Origin of the sequence: Ruegeria arenilitoris (assembly GCF_013030265.1) — a bacterium.
Taxonomy (GTDB): Bacteria; Pseudomonadota; Alphaproteobacteria; order Rhodobacterales; family Rhodobacteraceae; genus Ruegeria; species Ruegeria arenilitoris_E.
On record NZ_WPZQ01000003.1, the window covers coordinates 45,541 to 57,457 of the forward strand.

Sequence of the window (11,917 nt, forward strand, 5' to 3'; positions counted from 1 at the left end):
TCAGTAAGTGGCAAGAGATGGTCCACCTGCCTGCGCGGCAGCTGGGAATTCACGCGCCATTCGCTCAATAAAGGTCTGTTTTCTTGCGCTATATTCCGGATCGAAGAACAGGTTGATATGTTCACCCGGGTCATTGAGCAGGTGGAACAATTCTCCCCACTCCGGGTTCTCGGGATAGATCGTGATACGCCAATCACCTGTCATGAGGGTCTGGTTGTAGGTATCCATGCGGGTACGTGGATGATATTCGGCAAACAGCTCCGACCGGGCGGGCGCATCTCGATCCGACAGCAGGGGCTGAAACGAGTACCCATCCGTCGGCTGTGACCGAAGCCCGATGTAGTCCTGCAGTGTCGCGCGCAAATCCAGATGGCTGGTAATGGTATTCCGTTCGCCCGGCGCAATACCGGGGCCCGCCATGATCAGTGGAACATGGAGAAGCGATCTGTAAGGGCTCGGGCCTTTGCGGATCAGACCGTGATCGCCCAGCAGCTCTCCGTGATCTGACGTGAATATTATCAGCGTGTCTTCTGCCAGCCCACTTGCCTCGAGTTGGGCCATCAAACGACCAATGCAGTCGTCAATCATCGACACCATTCCATAGGTGTGGGCGATAGCCTGACGCAGCGAAGTTTCGGAAAACCGCTGCGTTGTCTGCATGAACCCCTGCTCGCGTGGCGGGCCTGGGTTGCGCAGGAACTCCACATAACTCTTGCCTGTTTCCTCGTGGTCACCATCCAGTATGTAGGACGGCATGTCAGACAGTTCGTCCGGCCTCAGTGCCGGGGCGGGCACGTCGTTCGGGTCGTACATGTCACACCAAGGCGCAGGCGGTGAGAACGGATGATGCGGATCGGGATAAGACACAAACAGGAAAAAGGGTTGCTCTTTGTCCTGATCCCGCACGAAATCGCGCGCCCGGTCGGTGATCCAGGTATTGTAATGAAGCTCGGATGGGATCGCGGATTTCCAGACCTCATCCATATCTCCGGCCTGCGGTTCCAGCGCGTTTTCCGGTAGATATAGCGCCGCGGCGTCCGGTGCGGTCTCGTTCAGCCATTGCGCATAGTGGCCGCCTTCGGTGGCGCTTACGGATTCACCGATCAGGATATCCACCGTATCGAACCCGTAAAACGGGCCATTCCAACCGTCGCTTTCGGGCAGTTTCCAAAACGCGTTCGAATCTGGCATAGCGTGTTCGAGCCCGGCCAGGATGGGTTGGAAGTGAAATTTACCGACCCCATGCGTCCGATAGCTCGATTCTTTCAGGTCATGGGTGATCAGAGGCAAGTCACCGGGCAAGGCCACTCCGTTGCGGGTCAGACCATGATTGCGGGCGTAGAGGCCGGAAAACAATGTCGAACGGCTTGGTGAACAGATCTGGTGCGGGGTAAAATGCTGACGAAACACCGCCCCGCGCGCGGCCAGAGCATCGATGTTCGGAGTATTGACGACAGGGTTTCCAGTGCAGCCTAAGCTGTCGGCTCTCTGCTGATCGGTCATGATCAGGATGATATTTTTTGGCATCGATATCGCCCGCGTTAGATAGTCAAAAAAAGCGTAGCGACGTTATTGCATTCAGAAAAATACTATTAATTACCTCTGATATTTGCAAAACAAATACCATGTTTACGCAGAAGCAGTTAGCCGTGTTCAGGGCGGTCATGCAGACCGGATCCGTCTCAGCAGCCGGGCGAAGAATGAACCTGTCCCAGCCCAGTGTCAGCCGAATCCTCGGCGACTTGGAGAGGCAGTTTGGCGTGCCCTTGTTCCAGAGGAAAAGCAAAGGCGTTTCTCCGACACCAGAAGCTGAAGCCTTCCTCGAAGAAGTCGAACGGAATTACCTCGTTTTGACAAATCTGGAAGAGGCTGCCGCACAGATCGCCCGAAAGGAACGAGGGACCTTGTCGATCGCGACCATAACGGCGGCATCGCTGGAAATTGTGCCCAGCGCCCTTGCCCGGCTTCAGGTCGCCGAGAAAAACATCAAAGTGGTATGGCAGGTGAAATCCTCGAAATGGGTGCTGGATTTTGCTCGTTCTGGAACACTCAGAACCGGCTTTGCGAATGTATTACATATGCCATCCGGTATGAGGGTCCTTCACGAAGGCACAATACCCCACATGTGCCTTGTGCCTGCTGACCATCCGCTTGGTTCGCAACGAACCCCTTTGTTGCTGCGCGATCTGCGCCCTTATCCGATCATTGGATTGTTGGGGCAAGTCGCGGATGAGCTGGCAGTGCGCAACGTGGGTGCAAATATCCACTCACCCTTGACCGCCGAGACATCTCTGGCCGCAATTACCCTCAGCCAGCACTGCGGCGGCCTCCCAATAGTAGATGCGTTTACAGCCCATTACTGGCATCAAAACCATGACGGACAACCCCGTATTGTCGAAGATTTGCCGGACTACAGGTTTGCAGTGTTCGAGCCTTTGGGCACCAGCGCATCGCTGATAGATCGCGAATTCCAAACCTACTTAATTGAAGAGGTCGAAAAAATCCGAGCATGGATCAGTGGCTTCATCTGTTAGCGGTGGACACGTTGAAAATAAAACGAAGCTAGCCAGACCAAATCACAAAATTCTTGGAACAACCGCAACAAGTGAACGCTTTTGGAAAGGATGCTCCAAACTTGCTCGGATGGTTTCTGGGATTCAAGTCTACCCGCCTGAAATCTCAACGGTGAGAAAGGCGTTGATAGGTTGGTTTAGAAACAACTGGCGATCAGCTCGAAAACAAATTCTGCTCACAAAGGCTTCGCGGCGTTGATCGCAATCCGGTTTCCTTCGCTGTCTTCGATTTCAGCTACATAACCGCCGTCCCCAATGTCTGTCTTTGGGTACAGTAACTTTGCACCTTCGGATTCGGATCGTCGCAAGGCCTCGTCGATATCGTCCACAGCGAAATAGAGAATGCAGCCCGTTTGCGATGGTTTGTAAACATCACCTTTCGCCAAGGCTCCACTTACTCCAGCCTGATCGTCCGAACGGGGAAAGAACGCCATCTCATATCCGTCGACCATTTGACGATTGAGCTCAAGTCCGAAAACGCGCTGGTAGAATTCGATTGCTCGATCCATGTCCGCAACCGGTATTTCGAAATGGCATACCGGATTGGTCATATGCTGTTCCCCTCGAAAAGTAGGGCAAGACTACCCCCAATGGCCGGACAAAGTCACGCAACCGAATGCGTAGCGAATGAGCCGTATGCATGATCGAAGAATGCCTGAAAGGGAAGCATTCTTGAAACCAGCGAAACCCAATGTCTGCTTTGCTAAGCATAACAGATCTTGTCCATTGACCAGGCCGCTGACCTCAAACTGGACCAAGCGGCCGATCAACCGCCGACCGGGGTCAGCGGTTGAAGTGTTTTACGCAGTTCCTAAGCGGCGACCTGTGCCACGGGTAATTTACGTGGGTATGGGTCGCCTTGCTTGTACGATCCCGCCGCGGTGAACAGAACGTCGGTCGATGAGTTCAAACCGGTTTCTGCAGAGTCTTGCAGAACACCGATGATGAAGCCGATGCTAACCACCTGCATGGCCGTTGCGTTGTCGATGCCAAACAAGCTGGTAGCCATTGGGATCAACAGCAGTGACCCGCCCGCTACGCCCGAAGCCCCAGTAGCGGCAATCGAGGCAATGATGCTCAGGAACAGAGCCGAGAGGAAATCAACCTGAATGCCCATTGTATTCACGGTTGCCAGCGTCATGACTGTGATGGTTATTGCGGCGCCGGCCATGTTGATCGTCGCGCCGATTGGGATAGTGACCGAATAGGTCTCTTCATCCAGACTCATGCGGCGGCAAAGTTCCATGTTTACCGGAATATTGGCAGCTGAACTGCGCATGAAAAAAGCGGTAATTCCGGATTCCTTCAGGCAGGTGAAAACCAGCGGATAAGGGTTCTTGCGAATGCTGAGGAACACAATCAGAGGATTCACAACCAGCGCCATGAAGATCATGCAGCCAATCAACAAAGCCAACAGTTGGCCATAGCTCGCAAGTGTCGCAAAGCCGGTCTCAGCTATCGTCGAAGCCACGATACCGAAGATACCAATTGGGGCCACCCGGATTATTGCTGCAACGATCTTGGTGATTGCGCCGTCCAGATCCGACATCAGGGTCTTGGTCGAGTCGCTGGCGTGGCGGAAGACCAGCCCAAGGCCAACAGCCCAGGCGAGAATGCCAATATAGTTAGCCGTTGCCAGCGCATTCACCGGATTATCCACGATTTTCAGCAGGATGTTCTTGACCACCTCAGCCAAACCATCCGGGGCATCCAAAAGCTCCGGCGCACCCGTCAGATGCAATGTGACCGGAAACATGTAGCTGGCTCCAACAGCGACCAGTGCGGCTGCGAAGGTCCCGAGTATGTATAAAAGTACCACGGGGCCCATGCGCGCCTCGCTGTCCTTTTTATGGTTTGTGATCGCAGCACAAACAAGGATCAGCACCAGTACTGGCGCAACGGCCTTCAATGCGTCGACGAAGAAGTCGCCAAGCAGGCCAACGGCGGAGCCGGCAGCAGGCCAAAGAGTGGCGAGAAGAGCACCGGCTACAAGACCGATGCAAATTTGAGTAACCAGGCTACCGCGCAGAATAAAATTCATGGGGACCATCCAGTTTGAATAGGGGCCTGGCGGGTGAGACTCACTCCCGTACAGGCACGATTAAAGTTGAAAGGCTGGTGGCTATTTGGGCGCTATGGAGTTGATTTAAACGTCTGAAGAAGGGTGAGGCTTTTGCAGGTCTTGGCTGAAGTAATTGTTTTTTGAATGAAAAAGCGTAATTTATGCTGTCCTTACAAAGTCTTACCCTACGTCAACTTGGTTGCGCCACTAAATGACATCTAAATAATTCTTAATAACTTTCCCCAAGCGAAGGCTCTGTCTAACCACTCCTATCCGGCCATTGCGATCCAGTGACGAACACATAAAGCCATCGGCCACAATGGTCGGATGAGTTTCCGCATCGAAGATGTGTAAACCCTGCGGTCGAAACTCAGGTATCTGCCTGAATGCAACAGGCCAGATCGGCTCGATCTTCCAGTTTTCGAACTGCTCAATAACCCCAGCGGGCGGATCATGTTCAGGTTTTAGAACGGTGTGGTCTGTATGGGCGATGCTGTCATTTTCCTAGTCGAGCCACCGGCCAAACTTCTGGAATAGAGGTACTTTCGCTTCACTAACGCGCACTATCGTGGCCAAAGGATGCAAGCTGGAAATGAATACCTGGCAACGCCCAACCAACCAGCCTGGCTTGTTCAAACAGGTACCTTCAATACAAATCAAACCGCTTGATGGACCTCGATAATATTTCCCTCTGGGTCGTGAAAGAACACTTGGTGCCACTCTTTTGCGAAGGCGGTACCGTAGTCCGAGTAAGGAATTCCGTTGTCGTCCAGCAATTTTTTGAACGCCTCGATGTCATCGGTACGAAATGCGATATGGCCACGTTCGACGGGGTTAATCGTCTCACCGTTCTTGAACGCAACTTCCAGGTTTTTTTCAGCCAGATGCATCTGCATTCCGCCATCGGTCGCGAAACGAATCTTGCCACTGTAGCCACTATCGTCAGTCTCATCTGACCTGGGGAAGTTCTCAATCGGAATATCGGCCAGCCCCAAAACCTGCGTATAAAACCGGTGCATCCGATCGACGTCTTCTGAGACAAAGTTGATGTGGTGAAATTCAATTTTCATGAAGGCCCGGTCTTTTGATTGGTCAGTCTGCTCAGAAAATCTCAAAGGCAGACGACAGGCAAGCCCTGTATCAAAGAGTTTGGATAGGGAGGGAACGCCGCAGATTTTCGGCAGGGCTAATTGCAAGGTTTTACTGTATCGACTGCGCTCAACCAATCTGAGCGACCCGTTTTTTACCAGACTTACCACTTCTGTTGAAGTGAGTTCAGGTGCGCGGCTTCATCAAGGGGTGCGCAGCAGGAAACGTCACAGGCACTGTTAAGTTCTATCTCGACTGGAATAACTATGGATGCCAAGTGGCAAAACTCTGTGTGGCCATATTGAAAATGTGGGACGACAAAGGGTTTTACCATATGCGACACAAAGCTCTTTCATCACGCTTGAGATCGCGAAGGATGTTTAGAGGCTGCTAGCTGACGTTCTTGATGGCAGCATAAAGCCGGCGAAATTGGGCCAACCGCTCGAACAGCAGCGCCATTTCGGCTGGCTCGAACCTATCTGTTGTTGGCGGCTGAAACGCGAGATCGGATATAGTAACGGCACCGTCGCCACAAGCCGCCAGCCGGGCCGCACCATAGGCCGGGCCAGTTTCGGCTCCTTCCGAACGTACTATCGGTTTATCAGTCGCAGTAGCGATCAGCTTCAACAGCAGATCTGATTGAGCACCCCCACCGATGGCAGCCAGCTCCGACAGACTGCCCATCGTGTCACCGAAGCTCTGAGCCGCATCAGCAAAGCAAAATGCAACTGACTCCAATACTGAACGACAGATGTCAGCGCGTGTCGTTGAGTCCTCCAAGCCAAAGAAACAGGCCCGGATGTGTGGGTCTCCGAGGGGGCTGCGTTCACCGGTAAGGTAAGGCAGAAAAATCGGCACGCGATCACCTCTTACCGTTTCGGCAAGGGCAACAACTTCAATCGCGGAAAGCCCCAGTTGACCGCCGATCCATGAAATCGGCCTTGCGCCGTTCAGCATCGCCGCCATTTGATACCAACGCTCGGGCAGCGTATGCGCAAATGCGTGTACATAACGTTCAGGGTTGGGCTTGTATTTGCGATCTGCCACAAACAGTTGGCCAGAGGTCCCAAGCGAGATGAAACCACGCCCCGGTTCCGTCGCGCCCAAAGATATCGCTCCTGTTGCAGCGTCTCCCCCTCCGGCCACCACGGGAACACCGGATTTCAACCCGCTCTCGGCGGCAGCTTGTGCTGTCACAGCCCCCACCACCCTGTGGCCGTCAAAAACCTGTGGCAACCAATCGGGCGAAACCCCTGTGTCCTCGGCGATACCTACATGCCAGCTTCGCGAAGCCTGATCGAACCACATTGTACCGGCAGCATCTGACGTATCAGTTGCCAACTCTCCGTGCAGGCGTAGACCGATGTAGTCTTTGGGCAGCAGGATATGTGCAAGTCGGGCATAGTTTGCCGGTTCATGTTTTTTAAGCCATGCAATCTTCGGCGCGGTAAATCCCGGCAAGGGAAGGACACCCGCGATCTGCCCAATCTGCGGCTGGGTCATGCGCAATTCATCGCATTCAAATGTTGCCCTGCTGTCGTTCCACAATATTGCCGGGCGGATCGGGCGAAGGTCGCGATCGAGAATAACCGCTCCATGCATTTGACCGGACAACCCGATGGCTTTCACCTCTGATAGTTTGATTTTGCCTGCGAGCAGCCTCAAGGCATCGCGCGTCGCCTGCCACCAAAGATCGGGGTGCTGCTCTGACCAGCCGGGCTGCTGTGAAGACGTCTTGAGCCCCACTGAAGACGTCGCAAGAATGCAGTCGGTATCCGCGCAAACAAGCTTGACCGCTGACGTTCCGATATCGATCCCGAGATACATTCAAACCCCTTGCCTGCACAAACGCCCGGAACTTGTCTGGCTATTGATTTTTTAGCGCGCGCAAAGAATATGTAAAAACATGATAAGATCAAGGCGACTAAGATCCGCAGGCAAGCTGGCATGACTAAAATTAAGAATATGGAAGAATTCGCGACCCTGAGCGGGATCTCGCGGCCCACTGTGTCCAAGTACTTCCACGATCCCGACAGTGTTCGCCCGACAACAAGGGCTCGCATCGAAGAAGCGCTCGAACGGTTCGATTATCGTCCCAATATTTATGCGGTGAACCAGAACCGAAAGCTGACCAAGAATATCGGGATCGTCGTACCCTATCTGGCTGACCCCTTTTTCGCAGAAATCGCACGATATCTGGAACAATCCTGCTTTGCAGCAGGCTATCGCCCGTCCCTGTTCAGCTCGCATGGTGAACAAAGGTTGGAGAACGAAATTCTGGACGGGCTGCAATCCATGAAACCGGCAGGAGTTCTGCTGGCACCTCTGGGACGCATGTCTGACCGATCCGCGATCGAGAAGTTCTGCGCCAATGTGCCGACTGTTCTGTTTGACAGCAACCTAGATGGTCTGGGTGCGGCCTTTGTTGGTTCGGACAATTTTAGTTTTGTGTCGCAGACCGTGGAATACATGACACGGACGGGTGAGCCCCCTTCTTTCTTTGAAATGCGCACACCTGCGAACCCAAATGCCAACAAGCGAAGGAAGGCCTATATCGAAGTGATGGAGCGCCTGGGGTTCGAACCGCATATCATTAAAGTAGATGGCAAAGGTTGGGCCTTTGAAGAGATCGGGCACAGGGGTGCACTTAAAATTCTGGAAGAGCGCGGACTAAAGACGGACTCGGTTTTGTGCAGCAACGACCGGCTCGCCATTGGCTTTCTTGCAGCCTGTTTCGAGCAGGGGATTCGGGTCGGTCGGAAAGAAGGCTGCACCCTGCGGGTGGCCTCAAATGATGATCACCCGTTCGCAAAATTTACGTGCCCATCACTGACTACGGCAGCGCATGACTACGACAATGTGGCCGGACGAAGTGTCGAAACTTTGTTCGAACTCATTGAAAGTGGTGGGGAATTTGCAAACCGCACTGAAACTCTTTTCCCTGCACGACTCGTTTTGAGGGACTCTGCGTAACTCAAATTTTTTAACGCGCGTAAAGTTTATATTGACGTCGCGATAATTTACACTCTAGGCTCTCTGCACGACATCCAAGCTCAGGGAGGACAGGGATGTATCTGAAGCACGCACTTCGTGCGGCGACTGCGTTGACTTTCGTCGCCACGGCAGCGGCCCATGCGCAATCCATCACCATCGCCACTGTGAACAACGGCGACATGATCCGGATGCAGGGCTATACAGACAAATTCACCGAAGCGACCGGCATTGATGTTGAGTGGGTGACACTGGAGGAAAACGTGCTGCGTCAGCGCGTGACCACCGACATCACCACCAAGGGCGGTCAGTTCGATATCATGACCATCGGCATGTATGAGACCCCGATCTGGGGCGCGAATGGCTGGCTGGTGCCGCTGGACGGCATGTCGGCTGAATACGACGTCGCCGATATTCTACCTGCAATGTCTGGCGGCCTGAGCCATGATGGAACGTTGTATGCAGCGCCGTTCTATGGCGAAAGCTCAATGATCATGTACCGCACCGACCTGATGGAAAAAGCCGGAATGGAGATGCCTGAGGCACCGTCCTGGCAGTTCATCAAAGAAGCGGCAGCCGCGATGACCGACCGTGACGCCGACATCAACGGCATCTGCCTGCGTGGTAAGGCCGGTTGGGGTGAAGGCGGCGCGTTTATCACTGCGATGTCAAACTCGTTCGGTGCCCGCTGGTTCGACGAAGACTGGAAGCCTCAGTTCGATCAGCCAGAATGGGCCGATACGTTGAACTTCTACGTTGAAATGATGACGGAATCCGGCCCGGCCGGCTATGCTACAAATGGGTTTAACGAAAACTTGTCGCTGTTCCAGCAGGGCAAATGCGGCATGTGGATCGACGCCACCGTTGCGGCTTCGTTTGTGACCAACCCCGATGACTCGACTGTCGCGGATCATGTTGGATTTGCGCTGGCACCCGATACCGGATTGGGCAAGCGCTCCAATTGGCTTTGGGCATGGGCGCTGGCCATTCCCGCCGGTACACAGCAGGAAGACGCAGCCAAGCAGTTCATCGAGTGGGCGACATCAAAAGACTACATTGAGCTTGTCGCTGAAAACGAAGGCTGGGCAAACGTTCCACCAGGAGCACGTACATCTCTGTACGAGAATCCGGAATACCAGAAAGTCCCGTTTGCCAAGATGACGCTGGACTCGATCCTGACAGCTGATCCGAACAATCCGACGGTCAAGCCCGTACCTTACGTTGGCATCCAGTTTGCAGCGATCCCGGAATTCGCAGGTATAGCAACCCAGGTCAGCCAAGAGTTCTCGGCAGTCTATGCCGGACAGCAAACGGTTGAGGAAGCACTTGCCAAAGCGCAGGCCTTCACCGCTGAAGAAATGGAAGCCGCAGGCTACTGAGATCTTCTCCCCAGCGGGTGGGCAGAGATCTGTCCCCCGCTCTCGACTTCCACAAATCACGTTTTTCTCGCAGGCTAGCGTTACGCCTGAACAGAGAGGTCTTGCATCATGGCAACCCAACATTCCCGATCCGTTGCTCGCCTGATGATGGCGCCCGCAGTTGTCCTGCTGCTTGGCTGGATGCTCGTCCCACTGACCATGACCCTGTATTTCTCGTTCAAGAAGTATCTGCCACTGCGCGGTGGGGATCTGGGCTGGGTTGGGTTCGACAACTATGTTCGCTTCGTCTCGTCCAGTTCTTTCTGGCCAGCCGTACAAGCGACGCTGGTGATCGTGGGCGGAGTGCTGGTGATCACGGTTATTCTGGGTGTTTTGTTAGCCATGCTGCTGGATCAGCCGATGTGGGGCCAAGGTGTTGTACGCATCCTCGTCATCGCGCCGTTCTTCGTCATGCCGACAGTTTCCGCGCTGGTCTGGAAGAACATGTTCATGGATCCGGTGAACGGTTTGCTGGCCCATCTATGGCGTTTCTTTGGAGCCGAACCGATCTCATGGCTGTCAGAAGCTTCGATGACGTCGATCATTATCATCGTATCCTGGCAGTGGCTGCCCTTTGCGACCTTGATCCTGCTGACCGCGATCCAGTCTTTGGATAGTGAACAGTTGGAAGCCGCTGAAATGGACGGTGCGCCACCGCTGAAGCGCTTCTACCACATCATTTTGCCGCATCTCAGCCGCGCGATCACCATCGTGATCCTGATCCAGACGATCTTCCTTCTGTCGATCTTCGCCGAGATCTTTGTGACCACCGGCGGCGCATTCGGCACCCGTACACTCACCTATCTGATCTTCCAGCGCGTGCTGGAAAGCCAGAATGTCGGCCTTGGATCGGCCGGAGGTGTCTACGCAATCATCCTTGCCAATATCGTTGCCATCTTCCTGATGCGCATCGTCGGCAAGAATCTGGACGCGTGAGGAGGTAAGACCATGGCCCGCGCTGTCACAACCCGCCGCAAATCGCTGAACACCGTCCTTGCCTGGGCCGTTGGTCTGCTGATCTTTTTCCCGATCCTCTGGACCATCCTGACCAGCTTCAAGACCGAGGCGCAGGCGATCGCAAGCCCGCCGTTGTTCCTGAATTTTAACTGGACGCTTGAGAATTATGCCATCGTACAGGAGCGCTCGGACTATATGCGCTTCTTGTGGAATTCGGTTATCATTGCGGGTGGTTCAACTATACTTGGTGTGATTATCGCGGTGCCGGCCGCATGGGCGATGGCATTCGTGCCATCCAAACGCACCAAGGACATCCTGCTGTGGATGCTCTCGACAAAGATGCTTCCTGCTGTAGGTGTTCTCTACCCGATCTACCTGCTGTTCATCCGGCTAGGTCTGTTGGACACCCGTGGGGGATTGGTCGTGGTGCTGATGCTGATCAACCTGCCGATCATCGTCTGGATGCTCTACACGTACTTTCGCGAAATTCCGGGGGAGATTCTGGAAGCCGCGCGTATGGATGGGGCATCGCTGAAAGAAGAAATCCTATACGTGCTGACGCCGATGGCCGTTCCTGGCATTGCCTCGACCGTCCTGCTGAACTTCATCCTGGCGTGGAACGAGGCGTTCTGGACTCTCAACCTGACCGCAGTCGACGCGGCACCGCTAACCGCCTTTATCGCCAGCTATTCCAGCCCCGAGGGCCTGTTCTTTGCCAAGCTCAGCGCGGCATCGACAATGGCGATCGCTCCAATTCTGATCCTTGGCTGGTTCAGCCAGAAACAACTTGTCCGCGGCCTGACCTTCGGCGCTGTGAAATAAGGAAG

Annotated in this window: 10 protein-coding genes; 5 read left to right on the forward strand and 5 right to left on the reverse strand. The window is 54.1% G+C overall.

Annotated elements, in window-relative coordinates; genetic code table 11:
- Positions 1-1,527: a sulfatase family protein gene (locus GOX61_RS05475; RefSeq protein ID WP_170331914.1), complete on the reverse strand. Its 1,527-nt coding sequence runs from the start codon at positions 1,525-1,527 to the stop codon at positions 1-3.
- Here GOX61_RS05475 and GOX61_RS05480 point away from each other — a divergent pair.
- The gene (locus tag GOX61_RS05480) at positions 1,521-2,534 is read left to right on the forward strand and encodes a LysR family transcriptional regulator (RefSeq protein WP_254436765.1); all 1,014 of its coding nucleotides are present in this window, start codon (positions 1,521-1,523) and stop codon (positions 2,532-2,534) included. The genes GOX61_RS05475 and GOX61_RS05480 overlap by 7 nt on opposite strands.
- A 215-nt stretch (positions 2,535-2,749) precedes the next feature.
- Here the strand turns inward: GOX61_RS05480 and GOX61_RS05485 are convergent, their stop codons facing one another.
- From GOX61_RS05485 to xylB, 4 genes are all read right to left on the reverse strand, one after another.
- Positions 2,750-3,124, reverse strand: a complete 375-nt coding sequence (locus tag GOX61_RS05485) for a VOC family protein (protein ID WP_170331917.1) — start codon at positions 3,122-3,124, stop codon at positions 2,750-2,752.
- Positions 3,125-3,384: 260 nt separating this feature from the next.
- Positions 3,385-4,614 carry a serine/threonine transporter SstT gene (sstT, locus tag GOX61_RS05490; protein WP_170331919.1) on the reverse strand — a complete coding sequence of 410 codons (1,230 nt, stop codon included), beginning with the start codon at positions 4,612-4,614 and terminating at the stop codon, positions 3,385-3,387.
- A 677-nt stretch (positions 4,615-5,291) separates the two neighbouring features.
- Positions 5,292-5,861, reverse strand: coding sequence for a VOC family protein (locus GOX61_RS05495; RefSeq protein ID WP_254436766.1), 570 nt, complete (start codon positions 5,859-5,861; stop codon positions 5,292-5,294).
- Positions 5,862-6,114: 253 nt separating this feature from the next.
- Complete coding sequence (gene xylB, locus GOX61_RS05500) at positions 6,115-7,551, reverse strand: xylulokinase (protein ID WP_170331921.1); 1,437 nt, start codon at positions 7,549-7,551, stop codon at positions 6,115-6,117.
- A gap of 120 nt (positions 7,552-7,671) precedes the next feature.
- On the opposite strand from xylB, the gene GOX61_RS05505 reads away from it, so the two are divergent.
- From GOX61_RS05505 to GOX61_RS05520, 4 genes are all read left to right on the forward strand, one after another.
- Entirely contained in the window at positions 7,672-8,697 is a 1,026-nt protein-coding gene (locus GOX61_RS05505) for a LacI family DNA-binding transcriptional regulator (RefSeq protein ID WP_170331923.1), read from the forward strand.
- 95 nt (positions 8,698-8,792) lie between these two features.
- The gene (locus GOX61_RS05510) at positions 8,793-10,094 is read left to right on the forward strand and encodes an ABC transporter substrate-binding protein (protein WP_155150391.1); all 1,302 of its coding nucleotides are present in this window, start codon (positions 8,793-8,795) and stop codon (positions 10,092-10,094) included.
- Between the two features lie 108 nt (positions 10,095-10,202).
- A complete protein-coding gene (locus GOX61_RS05515; protein WP_170331925.1) occupies positions 10,203-11,069 on the forward strand; it encodes a carbohydrate ABC transporter permease in 867 nt (288 codons plus the stop codon).
- A gap of 12 nt (positions 11,070-11,081) precedes the next feature.
- On the forward strand, positions 11,082-11,912 hold the full coding sequence (locus tag GOX61_RS05520) for a carbohydrate ABC transporter permease (RefSeq protein WP_170331927.1): 831 nt from the start codon (positions 11,082-11,084) through the stop codon (positions 11,910-11,912).
- The last annotated feature ends 5 nt before the right edge of the window (positions 11,913-11,917 follow it).